The 16598-nt window shown below is 70.4% G+C and carries 21 protein-coding genes and 1 pseudogene; 13 read left to right on the forward strand and 9 right to left on the reverse strand.

The features are described from left to right. Nucleotides 1-22 precede the first annotated feature (22 nt). On the forward strand, nucleotides 23-658 hold the full coding sequence (locus tag AC07OH_RS05930; protein WP_495299925.1) for an RNA polymerase sigma factor: 636 nt from the start codon (nucleotides 23-25) through the stop codon (nucleotides 656-658). Nucleotides 659-672: 14 nt separating this feature from the next. Further along, complete coding sequence (locus AC07OH_RS05935; RefSeq protein ID WP_492683310.1) at nucleotides 673-1290, forward strand: transposase; 618 nt, start codon at nucleotides 673-675, stop codon at nucleotides 1288-1290. Nucleotides 1291-1303: 13 nt separating this feature from the next. On the opposite strand, the gene AC07OH_RS05940 is transcribed toward AC07OH_RS05935, so the two are convergent. Further along, nucleotides 1304-1735, reverse strand: a complete 432-nt coding sequence (locus AC07OH_RS05940) for a type II secretion system protein N (protein WP_492683311.1) — start codon at nucleotides 1733-1735, stop codon at nucleotides 1304-1306. A gap of 159 nt (nucleotides 1736-1894) precedes the next feature. Between AC07OH_RS05940 and AC07OH_RS05945 the strand changes: the two genes are divergently transcribed. Genes AC07OH_RS05945 through AC07OH_RS05955 form a run of 3 tightly spaced genes read left to right on the forward strand, consistent with a single transcriptional unit; the run spans nucleotide 1895 to nucleotide 3364 of the window. Next, nucleotides 1895-2383 carry a prepilin-type N-terminal cleavage/methylation domain-containing protein gene (locus tag AC07OH_RS05945; RefSeq protein WP_492683312.1) on the forward strand — a complete coding sequence of 163 codons (489 nt, stop codon included), beginning with the start codon at nucleotides 1895-1897 and terminating at the stop codon, nucleotides 2381-2383. Beyond that, nucleotides 2373-2738 carry a type II secretion system minor pseudopilin GspI gene (gene gspI, locus AC07OH_RS05950; RefSeq protein ID WP_495299926.1) on the forward strand — a complete coding sequence of 122 codons (366 nt, stop codon included), beginning with the start codon at nucleotides 2373-2375 and terminating at the stop codon, nucleotides 2736-2738. Before AC07OH_RS05945 ends, gspI begins: the two co-directional genes overlap by 11 nt. After that, nucleotides 2735-3364: a type II secretion system protein GspJ gene (locus AC07OH_RS05955; protein ID WP_495299927.1), complete on the forward strand. Its 630-nt coding sequence runs from the start codon at nucleotides 2735-2737 to the stop codon at nucleotides 3362-3364. The genes gspI and AC07OH_RS05955 overlap by 4 nt, the downstream gene beginning before the upstream one ends. Nucleotides 3365-3370: 6 nt before the next feature. On the opposite strand, the gene AC07OH_RS05960 is transcribed toward AC07OH_RS05955, so the two are convergent. From AC07OH_RS05960 to AC07OH_RS05975, 4 genes and pseudogenes are all read right to left on the reverse strand, one after another. Next, nucleotides 3371-4090, reverse strand: a complete 720-nt coding sequence (locus tag AC07OH_RS05960) for an MOSC domain-containing protein (protein ID WP_495299928.1) — start codon at nucleotides 4088-4090, stop codon at nucleotides 3371-3373. Then, a pseudogene (locus AC07OH_RS05965) lies at nucleotides 4069-4762 on the reverse strand (glutamine amidotransferase). Before AC07OH_RS05965 ends, AC07OH_RS05960 begins: the two are co-directional and overlap by 22 nt. A 22-nt stretch (nucleotides 4763-4784) precedes the next feature. After that, nucleotides 4785-5336 (reverse strand): redoxin domain-containing protein, encoded by a 552-nt coding sequence (locus AC07OH_RS05970; RefSeq protein WP_495299929.1) that lies wholly within the window; start codon nucleotides 5334-5336, stop codon nucleotides 4785-4787. Between the two features lies 1 nt (nucleotide 5337). Beyond that, nucleotides 5338-5886, reverse strand: coding sequence for a carboxymuconolactone decarboxylase family protein (locus AC07OH_RS05975; protein ID WP_495299930.1), 549 nt, complete (start codon nucleotides 5884-5886; stop codon nucleotides 5338-5340). Between the two features lie 95 nt (nucleotides 5887-5981). Between AC07OH_RS05975 and AC07OH_RS05980 the strand changes: the two genes are divergently transcribed. Continuing rightward, a complete protein-coding gene (locus tag AC07OH_RS05980) occupies nucleotides 5982-6863 on the forward strand; it encodes an AraC family transcriptional regulator (protein WP_495299931.1) in 882 nt (293 codons plus the stop codon). 4 nt (nucleotides 6864-6867) lie between these two features. Here AC07OH_RS05980 and AC07OH_RS05985 read toward each other — a convergent pair whose 3' ends face one another. Then, nucleotides 6868-8055, reverse strand: a complete 1188-nt coding sequence (locus AC07OH_RS05985; RefSeq protein WP_495299932.1) for a M20 aminoacylase family protein — start codon at nucleotides 8053-8055, stop codon at nucleotides 6868-6870. Next, nucleotides 8052-9050 carry a tripartite tricarboxylate transporter substrate binding protein gene (locus tag AC07OH_RS05990; RefSeq protein ID WP_495299933.1) on the reverse strand — a complete coding sequence of 333 codons (999 nt, stop codon included), beginning with the start codon at nucleotides 9048-9050 and terminating at the stop codon, nucleotides 8052-8054. Before AC07OH_RS05990 ends, AC07OH_RS05985 begins: the two co-directional genes overlap by 4 nt. A gap of 131 nt (nucleotides 9051-9181) precedes the next feature. Here AC07OH_RS05990 and AC07OH_RS05995 point away from each other — a divergent pair, with 131 nt between their 5' ends. Continuing rightward, a complete protein-coding gene (locus tag AC07OH_RS05995) occupies nucleotides 9182-10069 on the forward strand; it encodes a LysR family transcriptional regulator (RefSeq protein ID WP_493192348.1) in 888 nt (295 codons plus the stop codon). A 12-nt stretch (nucleotides 10070-10081) separates the two neighbouring features. Here the strand turns inward: AC07OH_RS05995 and AC07OH_RS06000 are convergent, their stop codons facing one another. After that, entirely contained in the window at nucleotides 10082-11017 is a 936-nt protein-coding gene (locus AC07OH_RS06000) for an ATP-binding response regulator (RefSeq protein WP_495300961.1), read from the reverse strand. Between the two features lie 158 nt (nucleotides 11018-11175). Between AC07OH_RS06000 and AC07OH_RS06005 the strand changes: the two genes are divergently transcribed. Then, nucleotides 11176-12048: a winged helix-turn-helix transcriptional regulator gene (locus AC07OH_RS06005; RefSeq protein ID WP_495299934.1), complete on the forward strand. Its 873-nt coding sequence runs from the start codon at nucleotides 11176-11178 to the stop codon at nucleotides 12046-12048. On the opposite strand, the gene AC07OH_RS06010 is transcribed toward AC07OH_RS06005, so the two are convergent. Then, complete coding sequence (locus tag AC07OH_RS06010) at nucleotides 12045-13007, reverse strand: LysR family transcriptional regulator (RefSeq protein ID WP_095947651.1); 963 nt, start codon at nucleotides 13005-13007, stop codon at nucleotides 12045-12047. The genes AC07OH_RS06005 and AC07OH_RS06010 overlap by 4 nt on opposite strands. Nucleotides 13008-13205: 198 nt before the next feature. On the opposite strand from AC07OH_RS06010, the gene AC07OH_RS06015 reads away from it, so the two are divergent. Genes AC07OH_RS06015 through AC07OH_RS06035 form a run of 5 tightly spaced genes read left to right on the forward strand, consistent with a single transcriptional unit; the run spans nucleotide 13206 to nucleotide 16541 of the window. Further along, on the forward strand, nucleotides 13206-14537 hold the full coding sequence (locus AC07OH_RS06015) for an MFS transporter (protein WP_495299935.1): 1332 nt from the start codon (nucleotides 13206-13208) through the stop codon (nucleotides 14535-14537). 50 nt (nucleotides 14538-14587) lie between these two features. Further along, complete coding sequence (gene uraD / locus AC07OH_RS06020; RefSeq protein ID WP_495299936.1) at nucleotides 14588-15142, forward strand: 2-oxo-4-hydroxy-4-carboxy-5-ureidoimidazoline decarboxylase; 555 nt, start codon at nucleotides 14588-14590, stop codon at nucleotides 15140-15142. After that, a complete protein-coding gene (locus AC07OH_RS06025) occupies nucleotides 15135-15650 on the forward strand; it encodes a hydroxyisourate hydrolase (RefSeq protein ID WP_495299937.1) in 516 nt (171 codons plus the stop codon). Before uraD ends, AC07OH_RS06025 begins: the two co-directional genes overlap by 8 nt. Before the next feature lie 44 nt (nucleotides 15651-15694). Then, nucleotides 15695-16030, forward strand: coding sequence for a hydroxyisourate hydrolase (uraH, locus tag AC07OH_RS06030; protein ID WP_062472877.1), 336 nt, complete (start codon nucleotides 15695-15697; stop codon nucleotides 16028-16030). Between the two features lie 19 nt (nucleotides 16031-16049). Then, on the forward strand, nucleotides 16050-16541 hold the full coding sequence (locus tag AC07OH_RS06035; RefSeq protein ID WP_492741077.1) for a nucleoside deaminase: 492 nt from the start codon (nucleotides 16050-16052) through the stop codon (nucleotides 16539-16541). Nucleotides 16542-16598 lie beyond the last annotated feature (57 nt).

The following is a 16598-nucleotide window of genomic DNA, read 5'->3' on the forward strand; positions in this document are numbered from 1 at the left end:
CGGGCGCTCAGCGAAACCGACCATGACTCCCCATCCTCACGCCTTGCGACGCGCCCCGGACCGGTTCTCCTCGATGCGGCCTTCGGTCTGGCGCCTGATCGACGACCGGGTCGCGCTGCCCGCGCTGCGCCCGGCCCCACGGCCGGTGGCGGCGCCGACGCCGGGCGTGCAGCTGCAGCAGCACCTCGCGGCGCAGTACGCGCCGCTGCAACGGCGCCTCGAACGGCAGCTCGGCTGCGCGGACCTGACCAGCGAATGCCTGCACGAGGCCTGGCTGCGGCTGGGCGAATGCACGCTGCAGGAGGTGCCCGCAAACCCCGACGCCTACGTGTACCGCGTGGCGTCCAACCTCGCGATGGACCGCATCCGCGCGCGCAAGCGCTGGCAAGGCGTGAGCGCGGAAGGCGCCGACCTCGAGGCGATGGCCGACCCGCGCCCCGGTCCGGCGCAGATCGCGCAGGCGCGCTCGGACGTCGCCGCCGTCGACCGCGCCATGGCGCGCCTGCCGCAGCGCCATCGTTCGGTGCTGCTGGCGCTGCGCTGGCACGAGATGTCGCGTCAGGACGTGGCCCGGCGCCAGGGCACGACGGCGCGGCGGGTCGACACCACGCTGCGGCAGGCGCTGGCCGAATTGCGCCGCGACGGCGCGGCAACGTGAAGGGAGCGAACAAGATGAAGTGGATGTCGCCGTTGCGGGTCACCATGCAGGAGCTCGATGCCCGGCTCTCGAAGATCGTCGAGCGCGCGCGCGAAGGCCCGGTGGCGGTCAACCGCTACGGCTCGCCCTGGGTCTGGATCGTGAGCCACCAGGCCTGGGTGCAGGCCGACAACCTGCGCGCCCTGGTGCCGCAGAGCCATCCGCTGGTGGCGCTGCGCGACCAGGTGGAAGACACGCTGCGCCACGAGCGCACGCTGCTGGCCGAGCTGGAGCGCCAGCATGGCGGCACGGTCGATGCGGCGACGCTGTTCAAGAGCCTGATGCTGCAGATCATCTATTCGCTCGAAGACGCGCAGAAGGTGCACGAGAGCCTGGCCTACAACATGCTCTTTCGCTGGTTCGTGGGCTTCGAGCGCTTTGCCGACGAGCTGCCCGCGCGCGCGGCCTTTGCGCGCGAACTCGAAGCCTTCGGCGGCGATCCGCGTGCGGTGCGTGTCGTGACGCGGGCGCTGTCGGGCGCCTTCCTGCCGGAGTCGGGCGACGGCGATTTCCGCGTCAACCGCGGGCTGCTGCATGCGCTGTCGAACTGGGCCTCGGCGCCGGATGCGCGCCCGCGCGAAACGGCGCCCTGAGCGCCGCGAAGGTTCAGGGCGCGGCGCGCACGATGCCGGGCGCCGTGGGCAGCACCGGCGCGGCGATGCGCAGCGAGGTGCCGGCCTTGTCGACCGTCACGGCGTCGGCCTCGATGCCCGCGAGCGTGAGCGCGCGGCCCAGCGCATCGCCGACCCGGTAGGACTGCGGCGCGCCGTCGTTCACCGACAGCACGGCCACGCCGGCCTGGCCCGTGCCCTTGATCAAGCCCTTGACCGCGATGTTCGCGCGGACCTCGCCGGGCCCGAACCAGGCCGCGAGCGCATCGGCCGTGGGATCGGCGACGACGGCCTGCGCGGGCGCGGTTCGCACTTGCGGGGCAGAAGGCGTGAGCAGCCGGCCCCAGGTCACGACACCGGCCACGACCAGCGACAGGCCCGCGGCATGAACGAGAAGGCGGGCGGAGGGGGGCGTGAAAGGGCGCATGGTGAAGGGCGGTCAGCGGGCCGCGAGGGCGGCGGGCACCCCCTGTGTCTATCACGTGGGCGTTGGGGTTTCGTGTCAGCGCCGCGTTTCATCGCGGCATCACGCAGCCTGCCTAGCATCGGCCGCATGGCGTGTTTCCACGACGGGATGACGAGCGGCATGCGATGGCCAAGGCGCGGGGAGGGCGGCTTCTCGCTGATCGAACTCATGATCGTGCTGGTCATCGTCGGCATCGCCACCGCCGCGATCAGCCTGGGCATTGCGCCCGACCCCGCGCAGGAACTGCGGCGCGACGCGCGCGAGCTGGCGCGGCACCTGGCCGTGGCGCAGAACGAGGTGCGCGTGGACGGCCGCACGATCGCGTGGCAGGCCGATGCCGAGGGCTACCGCTTTGCGCGCGGCACCTGGGTGCAGCGCGGCGGCAGCGCGATCCCGCAGGTGACGACACTCGGCGCGCTCGACACCTTCGCCGCGGACGACGAACTGCGTCCGCGCGGCTGGCGCGTGGGGCCGGTCGAGGTCGTGCCGGCCAGGCCGGTCGTGCTCACGTCGGAGCCCGTGGGCGCCAGCTGGCAGCGCGAACTGCGGCATGGCGCGACCACGGTGACGGTGACGCGGGATGCGTCCGGGGCGTTTCATGTGCGCTAAGAACCGCGGCTTCACGCTGATCGAGATCCTCATCGCGCTGACCATCGTGAGCATCGCGCTGGCCGCGATCGTGCGCGCCTCGAGCCTCACCATCGGCAACCTCGGCCTGCTGGAGCGGCAGTCGCTGGCGATGCTGTCGGCGGGCAACCAGCTGGCGGAACTGCAGCTGGGCGGCGCGCCCCCCACGCCGGGCGTGTCGCGCAGCGAGTGTCCGCAGGGCGGCATCCGCTTCGTCTGCCGGCTGGAGGTCGGGACCGTGGTCGATGGCTTGCGGCCGGTGCGCGTGCAGGTCTACGCGGCCGACGACGAAGACCGGCTGCTGGCCACGCTGCACACGCGCAGCGCGCCACCATGAAGCGCATGCAGCGCGGCTTCACGCTGGTCGAAGTGATGATCGCCATCGCGCTCATGGCCGTGCTCGCCGTGATGGCCTGGCGCGGCCTGGACAGCGTGAGCCGCGCGAACGACCAGCTCGAAGACCGCACCGAGCGCGTGGCCCGGCTGCTGCGCGCGCTGGACCAGTTCGAGCGCGACGTGGCCTTGCGCGCGACCACCGAGCTGCCGGCGCCGGCGGCTGCATCGGCGAATCCTTCGGCCGCCGCGCCGCTGCTGCCGGTGGCGATGCAGGCGCGTCAGCTGAACGGCGCGCCGTTCGTGATCGAGATCGTGCGCACCGCGCCGGCCGCGCCCGGGCAGTGGCAGCGCGTGCAATGGTGGGTGCGCGGCGATGTGCTCTACCGCGCGGCGGGGCCCGTGTCGGCCGTGTTTCCGCTGCAGGCGCCACAGCCTGCAGACCGGGTGGCGGTGCTCGACGGTGTCGCCACCTTCCAGCTGCGCGCCTGGGAACCCGGCCTGGGCTGGCGCCGCCTGCCGGGCGTGGCGCCGGCGCGCGCACCGGCCACTGGGGTGGAGTTGCTGCTGGCGGTGTCCTCGGGCAACGACTCGGCGCCGTGGGCGTTCCGGCGTGTGCTGGCGTTCTGAGCTGCGTCAGGCCTGCGGTGCGCGCAGGCGCGGTTCCCAGTCTTCGACGCGCCCCGCATCCACCCGCTTGCGAAAGGTGGCGCGCCAGCGTTCGGCCAAGGCGGGCAGGGCGGCGGCCTGCTCCCATTCGGGGGCGAAGCGCGCGTCGCGCGAGAACAGCAGCGCGATGAGGCGCGACAGCGGCCAGTCCGGGTGCGGACGTTCCACGCGCGTGGCCATCGCGCCGGCCCGCACCCAGCCGGGCTCGAGCACGCGGTAGTACCAGCCCGTGCAGCCGCGCGCCTGCATCTCGCGCGCCATGCCGGGCCTGCCGAAGTGGGCGTCGAGCTTCCAGCACGGCTGCCGGCCCTGCGACACCTGCACGAGTGCATCGCCGAGCTGGATCACGTCGCCGATGCACACGGTCGATTCGTCCCAGCCCGTGGTCGAGATGTTTTCGCCGAAGGCGCCCGCGTGCGCCAGCAGTTCGGAGCGCTGGCCGCCCGCCGCCCAGCCCGCGTAGTGCTCGCGCGGGTAGTGGTGCACGGCCTTCTCGATGCCGCCGTGGATGCGCAGGTCGGCCTGCGCGTCGCCCTGCAGGCCGGTGGGCGACAGCCACAGCGCATCGGCCGTGGGCGTCTTGCGGATGCCGCTGCGTGTGCGGCCGTCGGGCAGCAGGGCCACAGGGCCGACCAGCAGGGCGTCGATGGTCAGGGCGGGTTGCGTCATGCGAGCTGCTCCAGCCATGCCGTCAGCATGCGCGTCGCAGCATCGGAGCGCAGGTCGGCCAGCTCGGCGCTGCGGGCACGCAGCGCGGGAATGTCGATGCCGGCCGTGGCCAGTTCGTGGTGGTGCCCGATGAGCCAGGGCTCGATGCGTGCGGGGTCCGCCTCGGCGGTGGAACTGCAGCGCGAGCGCATGGCGGCCGTGGCTGAAGGCCTGGTGCGGCGTGCGCGCGGTGCTCGCCAGCAGTTCGGCACCGGGCGGCAGGTCGAAGGTGTCGCCGTGCCAGTGCAGCACGGGTTCGCCGTCCAGCGCCGCGAGGCACGAGGCCCGGCCCGCCGCGCTCAGGTCGACCGGCGCCCAGCCGATCTCCGTGTGCCCCGACGGGTACACGCGCGCGCCGAGCGCACGGGCCATGAGCTGCGCGCCCAGGCACAGGCCCAGCGTCGGGCGCTGCAGCGCCAGCCGTTCGCGCAGGCCGGCGATCTCCTCGGCAAGCCACGGGTAGGTCGCCGTGTCGTAGGCCCCGATGGGGCCGCCGAGCACCACGACAAGGTCGGCGTGGCGCCACTCGTCGGCGCTGAGCGCGGACGGGCCCGCCTGTCGGTAGTCGATGGCGTGGCCGGCCTGGGTCAGCACGTTGGCGAAGCGCCCGAGGTCTTCGAAGGCGAGGTGTTGCAGGGCGATGCATGGCATGCGGCGAGTGTCCTTTCTTCTTTCAGGCGCGGCAGGCGGTGTCATCGCAGGGGCCGTCGGGCGATGCATCGTCTGAAGGTTGTGCAATGAGGTGCGCGTGTGCCTCTTCGGCCGCGAGCTGCCCGATGGCGGCGCCCAAGGCCATGTCGTCGATCAACCCGAAGTGGCTCATGCGCAGGCGCCCCTGCCGGTCGATCAGCACCGTGCTCGGCGTGCCCTGCCACTGGTAGTCGCGCATCGTGGCGGGGATGCCGCCGGTGGGCGAGGGCTGGTCGATGCCGATGGGAAAGCCCAGGCGGTACTCGCGCACGAAGGCGTCGAGCGCGGCCGGCGTCATGACCTCGTGGTGCTCGAACACCGAGTGCAGGCCGATCACCGCCACGTCTTTCGCGGCGAAGAGCTTCTGCGTCTTCGTCGCCTGCGGCAGCCCGTGCGACACGCAGGCCGGGCACAGCATCTGGAACGCGTGCAACACCACGACCCGGCCGCGCAGCGACGCGAGCGTGACGGGCGCGTCGGTGTTGAGCCACTGCGCGACCTGCAGCTCAGGCGCCTCGGGGCGCGGCCAGGCCATGTCAGGCCGCCTCGGTGCGCAGCTTCACCTGCGGGAAATCCACCGGCACTTGGAACGCCACGTTGACGTAGTTGGTGAACAGGTTGAGCGCGACGTGGGCCAGGATCTCGACGATGTGCCGGTCATCGAAGCCCACGGCGCGCAAGGCCTGCACGTCGGCGTCGTTGACCTGGCCGCGCGCATCGACGAGCTTGAGCGCAAAGCGCAGCGCCGCCGCGGTGCGCGGGTCGGCCGATTCGCCGGCCTGCGCGGCCGCCATGTCGCCGGCCGACACGCCCGCCTTGCGCCCCAGCGCGGTGTGCGCCGCGAGGCAGTAGTGGCAGGCGTTGCGGTCGGCGACGGCCACGGCGATCTGCTCGCCGAGCTGCGCCGGAATGACGCCGCCGCCGAGCGCGCCGAACGATCCCCACAGGCTGCGCAGCGCCGCGGGCGAGTTGGCGACGGCGCGGAACATGTTCGGCGTGGCGCCGAAGGCTCCGTGGATTTGAGAGAGCAGGGCTTGAGCGTCGCCGGTGGCGGCGGTGTCGGTGACGAGGTTGACGCGGGGCATGAAGACTTCCTTTCGGTGATGACGATGGATGCAGTGTCTTCCCGGAATCCGTATGATTTGAACGCTTTCATCCATTCAACATACCTTTTCGTCCAATGCCGAGCGCAACACCGCCGCCCATCGACAGGCTCTCGTCCCTGCTCGAACGCTTCCGTGTCCGGGCCCACCTGTTCCACACGGGGCCGCTGTGCGGCGTGACGCACTTCGCGGCGAAGGAAGGGCGCAGCTTCCTGCATGTGATGCGGCGCGGCGAGATGGTGGTCACGCATTCGGCGCCGTCGGTGCGCGCGGCCGGTGTGCCGCGCAAGCTGGTCGTGAAGGAACCCAGCCTGCTGTTCTACCCACGCCCGCTGGCGCACGACTTCCACAACGCGCCCACCGAAGGCTCGGATTTCGTCTGCGCCACGGTCGACTTCGACGGCGGCGACGCGCACCCGCTGGTGCGCGCCTTGCCGCCGCTGGTGCGGCTGCCGCTGCATGCGGTCGACGGCCTCGAAGCTTCGCTGGCGCTGCTGTTCGCGGAAACCGGGCGCGTGCTGTGCGGCCATCGCCTGCTGGCCGACCGGCTGTTCGAGGTGGTGCTGATCCAGCTGCTGCGCTGGCTGCTCGACCATCCGCAGGAGAGCGGCGTGCCCGCCGGCCTGCTGACGGGCCTGGGCGATCCGCAACTGGCGCGCGTGCTGGTCGCGCTGCACGAACGGCCGGGCGAGCCGTGGCCGCTCGAACAGATGGCCACCGAGGCCGGCATGTCGCGCAGTGCGTTCGCGGCGCGCTTCAAGGCGGTGGTGGGCGCGACGCCCGCCGACTACCTCGCACAGTGGCGCCTGACGATCGCGCAGGCCGAGCTGCGCACGGGCGCGTCGGTCAAGACGATTGCCGACAGCCTCGGCTACGCGAACGCTTCGGCGCTGTCGCGCCTGTTCGCGCAGAAGGTGGGCGTGTCGCCGCGCGAATGGCTCGCACGGCAGTCTTCTTGAACGTTCAGCTCGCCGCGCGCAGGAAGCGCTCGGTCAGCAGCACCCAGTAGGCGCCACCCACGGCAACGTTGCTGTCGTTGAAGTCGTAGCCGGGGTTGTGGACCATGCAGGCGCCGTGCGCGTCGCCGTCGCCATTGCCGATGAGCAGGTAGCAGCCGGGCACGCGCTCCAGCATGAAGGCGAAGTCTTCGCTGCCCGGCAGCGGCGGCGTCTGCCAGGTGACCTGCGCCGGGCCCACGAGCTCTTCGGCCACGGTGCGCGCGAAGGCGGTTTCTTCAGGTGTGTTGACCAGCACCGCGTAGCCGGGCCGCCAGTCGATCTGCGCCTGCACGCCGAAGCTCTCGGCCTGCGCGGCCACCAGCGCCTTGATGCGGGTTTCGATCTTCTTGCGCACCTCGCGGTCGAGGGCGCGCACGCTCACCTCGAGCACGGCGCCTTGCGGGATCACGTTGTTGGCCTTGCCCGCGTGGATGGCGCCCACCGTGACCACCGCCATCTGCAGCGGGTCGATGTTGCGCGAGACCACGCTCTGCAGTGCCATCACGATGCTGGCCGCGGCCACGATGGGGTCGGCCGCGCGGTGCGGCATGGCGCCGTGGCCGCCCACGCCGGTGAGGGTGATGGTGGCGTAGTCGGACGAGGCCATGGCCGGGCCTTCGCGCATCGCCAGCCGGCCCTGCGCCATGCCGGGCATGTTGTGCATCGCGAAGATGGCGTCGCAGGGGTAGCGCTCGAACAGGCCGTCGTCGATCATGCGCACCGCGCCGCCGCCGCCTTCCTCGGCGGGCTGGAAGATCAGGTTCAGCGTGCCGTCGAAGCGCCCGCGTTCGGCCAGGTGCTGCGCCGCCGCCAGCAGCATCGCCGTGTGGCCGTCGTGGCCGCAGGCGTGCATCACGCCCGTGTGTTCGCTGGCGTAGGCCAGGCCCGTGGCCTCGTCGATGGGCAGGGCGTCCATGTCGGCGCGCAGGCCGAGGCGGCGCGTGCCGTTGCCGCGCACCAGCCGGCCCACCACGCCGGTGCCGCCGATGTGGCGCTCGACGGTGTAGCCCCAGGCCTGGAGCTTGTCGGCCACCAGCGCCGAGGTGCGGTGCTCGTCGAAGCCGAGTTCGGGGTGTTGGTGGATGTCGCGGCGGATGCCGATGAAGGTGTCGGCGCTGGCGTGCAGGTCGTTCAGGAGGGCGGTGGTGCTCATTGGGGTTCCAGGCGGATGGACTTGGCGATGTCGCGGTAGCGCGCGGTCTCGGCTTCGTAGAACTTCGCCGATTCGGCCAGCGTCGTCTGCGGCGAGGCCAGCTGCGTCTGGGCCGCGAGCTTCTCGCGCACGCTCGTTTCCTTCAGCGCCGCGCCGACGGCCTGGTGCAGCTTCTGCACCACGTCCTCGGGCGTGTTCTTGCGCACGAAGAAGCCGCTCCAGGTCTTGTAGTTGAAGTTCTTCAGCTCCTTGCCTTCGCTGGCGGTGGGCACGTTCTTCAGCAGCTCGGAGCGCTGCCCGCCGAGCTGGCCGAGGATCTTCAGCCGGCCCTGGTCGGCCAGCGCGCCCATGGCGGCGCTGTAGACCAGCACGGCAAAGTCGACCTGGCCGCCGCCGATGTCCTGCAGCAGCGGTGCGTTGCCCTTGTAGGGCGCGTGCATGAGCTTCACGCCGGTGTCCAGCTGCACCTTCTCGAGGATCAGGTGGTAGAGCGAGCCGATGCCCACGCTGCCGTACGACAGCGGCTTGTCGGGCGACTTGCGCGCCAGGGCAATGAGCTCGTCGACGCTGTTGGCCGGCAGGTCCTTGCGGGCGACGAAGACCATCACGGCCTCGGCCACCGGGTGCACCATGCGGAAGTCTTCGGCCTTGAGCTTCACAGCCGCATTGGCCAGCGGCGCAAGAATGATCTCGTTGGGCGAACCCTGGAAGAGGTAGTAGCCGTCGGCCGGCGCGGCCAGCACCTTCTGCGCGGCCATGGCGCCGCTCACGCCGCCCAGGTTCTCCACGACCACCTGCTGGCCCAGCGCCTTGCCCAGCGGCACGGTGAAGATGCGCGCGGTGGCGTCCGAGGGGCCGCCGGCCGGATAGGGGACCATCAGGTTCACGGGCTTGGCGGGAAAGCCGTCGGCGCGGGCGGGGCCCGCGGCCGCCAGCATCAGCCCGCAGCCGAGCAGCAGCGCGGATCGGAAGAGCGAAGTCGTCGTCAAAGTCATGTCTCCTGGGGTGGTGCCGGCTCGTGGGGCCGGATGCAGGGGAATGCTAGAAGCGGCCCAACGCAACGTCCAATGCATTGTTGGCTGCATTAGCATGAGTCCAATGCATTCCTGAAAACGAGGTTTTCGCCATGACGCTGGTTCAACTGAGGCACCTGATTTCGCTGGCCCACACGGGCTCGTTCAGCCAGTCGGCGCAGGCGCTGCACCTGACGCAGCCCGCGCTCAGCCGCAGCGTGCGCGCGCTCGAAGACGAGCTGGGCATGCCGCTGTTCGACCGCATCGGCCGGCGCAACGAGCTCACGGTCTTCGGGCGCGAGGTGCTGGAGCGCGCGCGGCTTTTGGTGTCGGAGGCCGAGGCGCTGCGCGACCGCGGCCGGCAGATGCGCGAAGGCGAGGGCGGCACGGTGCGCATCGGGCTGGGCTCGGGGCCGGGTGCGCTGCTGATGACGCCCTTTTTGCTGCACATGGCGACGCACCACCCGGCCGTGCGCACCGTGATCGCGCGCGGCAGCACCGACCTGCTGGCGCAGGCGCTGCGCGAGCGCAGCCTGGACGCGCTGGTGGTCGATGCGCGCGCGCTCAAGCCCGCGCCCGACCTGGTGCTGACCCACGTGTACGAGCTGCGTGGCGCCTTCCTGTGCCGCCGCGGCCATCCGCTCACACGGCTGCGCAAGGGCGTGAGTTTCGAGGCGGTGCAGCGCTACCCCATCGCCTCCACGCCGCTGAGCGACGAGGTGGCCCGCACGCTGGTCGAGACCTACGGCCCGCAGGCACATCCGGCCAACTGCGTGACCCTGCAGTGCGAGGAGCTGCCCAGCATCGCCGACGTGGTGCGCCAGAGCGACACGGTGCTGCTCGCGGTGCACGAGTCGGCACCCGACCTGGTCGAGTTGCGGATGGAGCCACCGATGCGCGGCACGGCGCGCTTCGGGCTGGTGACCTTGCGCCAGCGCACCGAGGCGCCGGCGCTGGCGATTCTTCGCCGGCTGATGAAGGAACGGATGGCGGGGGCGTAGGGCGCCGTCTGCTCAGGACGCCGCCTGCGCCGACAGCGCAAGCTGGAGTTCGTCCAGCAGGTCCGCCACGCGCATGTGATCCGAAGCGGTTTTGCCGCGGGCGATTTCTTCCAACGCCTCGGCGGGCGCTGCCACGGCCGCGGCGTCGACCATCAAGGCCGCGCCCCTGATGCGGTGCGCATGGTGCGCCGCACTCGCGGTGTCGCCCGCAGCGAACGCCCGGCGCAGCGCCGCAAGGTCTTCCGCCATGGCCTCGTGAAACTGCGGCGGCAAGGCCGTGTCGGGGCGTTGCGGCGACGACGGCGCTCCGCCCAGCCAGAGCTGCAGCATGCTCGACAGCTCGTCCAGCCGCAGCGGCTTCTTGAGCACGCCGTCCATCCCGCTTTCCATGCATTCGTCGAGGTGCGCCGAGTCGGTCGCGGCCGAGATCGCGATCACGGGCAGATGGCTGGCGCTGGCCTCGCGTTCGCGCTCCCGGAGGCGTCGCGTCGCTTCGTAGCCGCTCATCCCGGGCATGTGGCAGTCCATGAGCACGAGCGCAAAAGGATGCGGTGGCGCGAGCGCCGCCAGTGCCGCCGCGCCGTCGGCTTCGATCCGGGCGTCGTAGCCCAGCATGCGCAACTGCTCGGCGATGATGAACTGGTTGCCCGGATGGTCCTCCACGACCAGCACGGTGGCCGCAGGACCGGAGGGCGGTTTGCCATGCGCCGCAGCGGCATCCTTGGACAGTTCTTGTGGGGGCGACACAAGCCGCGCCGGCAGGGCGAACTCGACCGAGGTGCCCGCACCGAGGCGGCTGGTCAACCGGATCTCGCCGCCCATCAATTCGACCAGCTCCTTGCAGATGGTCAACCCCAGCCCGGTGCCGCCGAAGCGCCGGGTCGTGGAGCTGTCGGCCTGCGAATAGGCATCGAAGAGGGTGGCCTGCTGCGAGGGCGCGATGCCGATGCCGCACCTTCAGCGCACGTAAGAGGTTGAGCCCGTCGATGTCCGAGGGGCCGAGCGAGAAATCCACGAGCACGACATCCGGCCGCGCAGGCCACCCCGTCGACTCGCCCACAAGGCGATTCGACATCCGATCCATCCATCCACCTCTGGAGCGATCCTTGAAGCAGAGTCATTGCACAGACCACACCGCCATTCCCTCCACGCTGCGGCTGCCCATCCTGTGGGATGAGCCCGTGTGCGCCACCATTGCGGTGATCGACCCGGAACTCCGGACCCGACGGCAGATGGGGCGAGCCATCCGCAGGCTCGGCCATTGGCCGCTGGTCTTCACCAGCGCACTGGAGTTGATGCAGGCGTGCCGCTACCTCCAGCTTCGTTTCGACGCCGTGGTCGTGACCTGCCCGGTGGACGCCGGCGCCGCAGGCGCACTGATCGCCCAGGTGCGGGAGCAGGTGGGCCCAGAGTGCCCCTTGGTCCTGAGCGGTGGCAAGCGCGGCCTGCGTGAACTGGCGGTCCTGCATGCGCGCGAATCCGACCACGTGGAGGTGGCGCCGTCTTCGTTCGAAGAAGCGTACCTCCTGATGCGGTGCTTCCTGCAGTGGCGCCGGGCACAGGTGGCGGGCCAGTTCGTCGAATGGGGCGCGTTCCGCTTCGACCTGTCCGCGGACAGCGCGCAGGTGGCCGGCATCCGGGTCGAGCTGACGCCCAATGAATTCGACCTGGCCATCGTGCTGTTCAGGAACGTCGATCAGGTCCTGACCCACCACGCGCTGCGCGCGCTGGTCTGGGAAAGCGGCCATCGCTGCGGCTCCGGGGTGCTCTCCACCAACGTGTGCGGCCTGCGTCGCAAGCTCGGCCTGGGCTCAGGGCGCCATGGGTTGGAACTGCAGGCCGTCCCGGGGCAGGGCTATCGGTTGAGCACCACGGCCAGCGCGCCGGAAGAGAACAAGCGCCGGCAGCGGGAACCCGTCCGAAGGGCAGGGGAACGCGCGTGGGGGAGCGCAGCCGCTGCGCCGGGTTCGGCCGCCTAGGCGCTTGCCGATGCGGCTTCTGCCGCCGCATCGGGCCGCGCCAGCCCCGACGCCACCGCCGCCAGGATGCCGCGCAGCCAGCGGTGTGCCGGCTCGTGCTGCGAGCGGTCGTGCCACAGCTGGTAGAAGCGCATGCGCGGAAAGCCCTGCGGCGCGGGCACCGCCACCAGCGGCAGCGTGTGCACGAACTGCATCGCGAAATGGCGCGCGGTGGTGAAGACCAGGTCGGTGCCCACCAGCAGGTGCGGCGCCACGGTGAAGTAGGGCACGGCAATGCAGGCCTCGCGCGTCTGGCGCAAGGTGGCCAGGTGCGTCTCGACCACGCCGCGCTGCGACGCCGCATACGGCGTGGGCACCACATGGCGCGCCGCGATGTAGCGCTCCATCGTCATGGCGCCCTTGGCGGCCAGCGGGTTGTTCTTGCCCATGAGGCACATCAGGTCGTCTTCGAGCAGCAGCGACAGGTGCAGCCTGTCGGGCGGCTGCGGCCAGTTGCCGATGACGATGTCGAGCTCGCCCTGGGCCAGCGCGCGCTCGTAGTCGTAGGTGACGCTCAGCGGGTGCACCACCAGCCGCGCATGCGGCGCCTCGGCGCGGAACCGCGTCGTCACGTCGGCCAGGAAGCTCATCGCCAGGTAGTCGGGCAGCGCGAGGTGGAAGGTCATCGCGCTCGAAGCGGGCTCGAACTGCTCGGGGCCCGAGAGCATGCGGTCGATTTCGAGCAGCGCGCCGCGCGCGCGGTCGCGCAGCTGCAGCGCCCGCTCGGTGGGCACCATGCCGCTGCGCTCGCGCACCAGGATGGGGTCGGCGAACACCTCGCGCAGCCGGCGCAGGGCGGTGCTGATGGCGGGCTGGGTCTGGTTCATGCGCACGGCCACCCGGGAGACGCTGCGTTCGGCCACCAGGGCGACCAGCACGCGCAGCAGGTAGGTGTCGACGGGGGCGTGGGAGCGTGACATGGCGGCTGGGCGGAGAAAAGAGGCGTTGCCGACGGCAGGACCATCATGGCAAACCGTTATGCCGCACATTCTAGAGAGCGTGATCCGGGGCCGCGATATCTGCCTACAGTTCGCCACCAGCGGGAACGGCAGCCGCAAGCGGACCCACAGAAGGTCCCAGGCGGCGCGTCCCGTCCACACCTAGAAATGGAGACAACCATGAGCATGGACGCCACGATGGCGCCGGTCCGGGAACACACCGCCACGGCGGAACTGGACGGCATCTACCGCAAGATCATCTTCCGCCTGATTCCCTTCCTGATGCTGCTGTGGGTGCTGGCCTGGATCGACCGGGTCAACATCGGCTTCATCAAGCTGACGATGCTGGACGACCTGAAGTGGAGCGAGGCGTCCTACGGGCTGGGCGCGGGGATCTTCTTCCTGGGCTACTTCTTCTTCGAAGTGCCCAGCAACCTGCTGCTGCAGAAGATCGGCGCCAAGAAGACCATCATGCGCATCACGATCGGATGGGGCCTGACCTCGATCGCCACGATGTTCGTGAAGAGCACCGAGGTGTTCTACCTGCTGCGCTTCCTGCTGGGCGTGTTCGAGGCGGGTTTCTACCCCGGCATCATCCTGTACCTGACCTACTGGTTCCCGGACAGCCGGCGCGCCAAGGCCTTCGGCATGTTCATGTCGGCCTCGGCCTTCGCGGGCGTGATCGGCGGGCCGCTGGCCGGCACCATCATGAACAACATGCATGGCGTGAACGGCTGGGCCGGCTGGCAGTGGGTGCTGCTGCTCGAGGGCATTCCCTCGGTGCTGGCGGGCATCGCCACCTACTTCTACCTGACCGACCGCCCCGAGCAGGCCCACTGGCTCACGGCGCGTGAGCGCCAGCTGGTGCACGACGACCTGGAACGCGACCGCAAGGCATTGGGCCACCGCGAGCACAGCATGCTGGCCTCGCTGAAGAACGGCAAGTTCTGGCTGCTGATCCTGATCTTCTTCTGCATCATCGCGGCGAACTCGTCGCTGACCTTCTACGGCCCGACGCTGGTCAAGGAGATCGGTTTCACCAACCCGCTGACCATCGGCTGGATCATGGCCGGCGCCTACCTGTGCGGCGCGGCCGGGATGATCTGGAACGGCTTCCACTCCGACCGCCACCAGGAAGCGCGCTACCACTGCGCGCTGGCCGCGGCGCTGGGTTCGGGTGCCTTGCTGGTGGTGGCGCTGTTCCTGCGCCAGAGCCCGGCCCTGGTGCTGGCGGGTCTCACGCTCGCCGTCGTCGGCACCATGAGCGCGATCCCCGTGTTCTGGCAGATGCCCAACCGCTTCCTGGCCGGGACCGCAGCCGCCGGCGGCGTGGCGCTGATCAACTCGATCGCCAACCTCGCGGGCTTCGGTGCGCCGTGGATGCTGGGCCTCATCAAGACCGCCACCGGCAGCCTCGCGCCGGGACTGTATGTGGTCGCGGCGGTGGAAGTCTGCGCCGCCGTGCTGATCCTGCTGTTCGTGCCGCGCCTGCATAAGACGCCTGCGCGCTGATTCCTTCCACCCCTTCGTCCGACTGTCTGAATACAAAGGAGATGCGCTCCATGCCTTCCCACGCCCATCGTTTCGATCTCCAGGCGCTCAACGCCATGGACTGCGACGCGTTCGTCGCCGCACTCGGGCCGACTTTCGAGAATTCGCCCTGGGTCGCACGCTCGGCCTGGTCGCTGCGGCCTTTCGCCACCATCGACGCGCTGCACGAAGCCATGCTCGACGTGGTGCGCCGCGCACCCGACGCCCAGCAGCTGGCGTTCCTCTGCGGCCACCCCGAGCTGGCGGGCCGCGAAGCCCAGTCCGGCACGATGACTGCCGAGTCGGTCGGCGAGCAGGGCAGTGCGGGCCTGAACGCCCTGAGCCGCGAAGAGATGGCCGAGATCCAGCGGCTGAACCGCGTGTACCGCGAGCGGCACGGCTTTCCTTTCATCATCGCGGTGCGCCGCAGCACCAAGGGCCAGATCTTCGAGGCGCTGCGCAGCCGCGCCGCCGAGTCCACCGAAGCCGAGCGCCGCGCGGCGCTGACGCAGATCGGCCTCATCACCCGCGGGCGCATCGACACGCTGCTGGGTGCTTCGATTCCTCAAGGAGCCGTCCATGCCTGAGAAAGAAATTTCCCTGCCCGCACGCCGTCGCTTCGCGCTGTCGGGCCTCGCGCTCGGCGCCGCGGCCCTGGCGCCCCACGGTGCTGTTGCGCAAACAACGGCCGCACCCGCCGGTCCGGCCCAGGCCAGCGGCCCCATCGTGCTGCACGGCGTGAGCCCGCGCCTGACCGTGCACGCGCTCGACACCTTCCACGGCGCCGCGGCGACCGGCCTGCGCATCGATTTCTCGGTGCGCGAGGGCGACGGCTTCAAGCTGCTGCGCACCGTGACCATGAACGGCAACGGCCGCTCCGACGAGCCGCTGCTCATCGGCGACAGCTACCGAGCAGGCGACTACGAGCTGCTGCTGCACGTGGACGAGTACTTTGCGCGCAAGCCCTCGCGCCTGCCCACGCCACCGTTCCTGTCGAAGCTGCCGGTGCGCATCCGCGTGGCCAACGTGGCCGAGCGCATCCACCTGCCGATCCAGTTCGGCCCGTGGAGCTACACCTACTCGCGAGGCAGCTGACGTAGCGCCCTTCGTTCCCATCGTCTGCAAGGAGTTTTGTTCTCATGACCGGCATCACGACCCATGTGCTCGACATCACCACCGGCCGCCCGCTCGTCGGGCTGAAGGTCGACCTCTACGACGTGGCGACCACGCCGCCGACACGCCTGAACAGCACGCGCACCAACGCCGACGGCCGCACCGACGCGCCCATGCTGGCCGCCGCTTCGGCGCGCACCGGGCAGTTCGAGCTGCAGTTCCACGTCGGGGACCACTTCAAGGCGGCCGATGCGCTGTCCGACGTGGTGCCCGTGCGCTTTGCCATCGCCGACGCCGCGCAGCACTACCACGTGCCGATGCTGTGCGCCCCCTGGTTTTTTTCCACCTATCGCGGCAGCTGACCGCGGGAGCTTTTCCTGAATGACAACATCCCATGACCCCCACGCAGGCGCGTACCTGCTCGACTCCATCCGCCTCGCCATGGGCAACATCCGCGAGCGCAAGACCTGGCCTTTCGGCGCCGTGATCGCGCGCGACGGCAAGGTGATTGCCACCGCCGTCAACGAAGTGGACGCCCTGTGCGACCCCTCGGCCCACGCCGAGATGCAGGCCGTGCGCGCCGCCGCGAAGGCCCTGAAGAGCACCGACCTGTCGGGCTGCACCGTGTACGCCAGCGGCTACCCGTGCTCGATGTGCCTGACGGCGATGTACCTGTCGGGTGTGAAGGAGGTCTTCTACGCCTACTCGAACGAAGACGGCGAACCCTTCGACCTGTCGGCCGCACGTGGCTACGTCGAGATCGCCCGGCCGCTGGAGCAGCGTGAGATGAAGCTGCATTCGCTGCCGGTGCGCGATGAGGCCGATGAGGACTTGTACGAGGCTTGGAGCAAGGTGGCGCAGCCGGCGGGTTGACCCGGAGACGGCGCTGCACCCGAGCCTGCCGGGCCGATGCTGCGTGCCATACTGCCC

The organism is Variovorax sp. GW821-FHT10C12 (genome assembly GCF_059415405.1).